This window comes from Streptomyces sp. CA2R106, from assembly GCF_037034245.1.
GTDB lineage: Bacteria > Actinomycetota > Actinomycetes > Streptomycetales > Streptomycetaceae > Actinacidiphila.
On the sequence record NZ_JBAGKC010000127.1, the window covers coordinates 1 to 1,049 of the forward strand.

At 66.4% G+C, this 1,049-nt stretch carries 1 protein-coding gene; it reads left to right on the forward strand.

The window, feature by feature from the left end; translation table 11 throughout:
• Positions 1-1,049, forward strand: a 1,049-nt coding sequence (locus tag WA788_RS35325; RefSeq protein ID WP_335984562.1) for an acyltransferase domain-containing protein, incomplete at both ends; no start/stop codon positions are given.

Here is a 1,049-nt window from a genome sequence, read left to right on the forward strand (position 1 = left end):
GTTCGTGTTTCCGGGGCAGGGGTCGCAGTGGGTGGGGATGGCGGTGGAGTTGTTGGGGTCGTCGCCGGTGTTCGCGGCGTCGATGGTGGAGTGTGGGCGGGTGTTGGGTGAGTTTGTGGAGTGGGATTTGTTGGAGGTGTTGGGTGATGAGGTGGCGTTGGGGCGGGTGGATGTGGTGCAGCCGGTGTTGTGGGCGGTGATGGTGTCGTTGGCGGCGGTGTGGCGGGCGTGTGGGGTGGTGCCGGGTGCGGTGGTGGGGCATTCGCAGGGGGAGATTGCGGCGGCGGTGGTGGCGGGTGGGTTGTCGTTGCGTGAGGGTGCGCGGGTGGTGGCGTTGCGGAGTGGGGTGATTGGTGGGTTGTTGGCGGGTCGGGGTGGTATGGCGTCGGTGGGGCTGGGTGTGGAGGGGGTGCGGTCTCGTTTGGTGGGGTGGGAGGGGCGGTTGTCGTTGGCGGCGGTGAATGGTCCGTCGTTGTGTGTGGTGTGTGGTGAGGTGGGGGCGTTGGAGGAGTTTGTGGGTGGGTTGGAGGGTGAGGGGGTTCGGGTGCGGCGTGTTGCGGTGGATTATGCGTCGCATTCGGTGTTTGTGGAGGGGGTGGAGGAGGAGTTGGCGGGTGTGTTGGGTGAGGTGGTTGTGGGTGGGGGTAATGGGGTGCCGTTTTATTCGACGGTGACGGGTGGGTTGTTTGGGGTGGGGGGTTTGGATGGGGGGTATTGGTATCGGAATTTGCGGCAGACGGTGCGTTTTGAGGAGACGGTGCGGGAGTTGGTGCGGCGGGGGTTTGATGCGTTTGTGGAGGTGAGTGCGCATCCGGTGTTGGCGGTGGGGGTGTCGGAGGTGTTGGAGTCGGTGGGGGTGCGGGGTGTGGTGTGTGGGTCGTTGCGTCGGGGTGAGGGTGGGGTGCGGCGGTTGTTGGCGTCGTTGGGTGAGGCGTGGGTGGCGGGGGTGTCGGTGGATTGGTCGGCGGTGGTGCCTGGGGCGGGGGTGGTGGAGTTGCCGACGTATGCGTTCCAGCACCAGCGCTACTGGCTCGACGCCCCGACCGGCA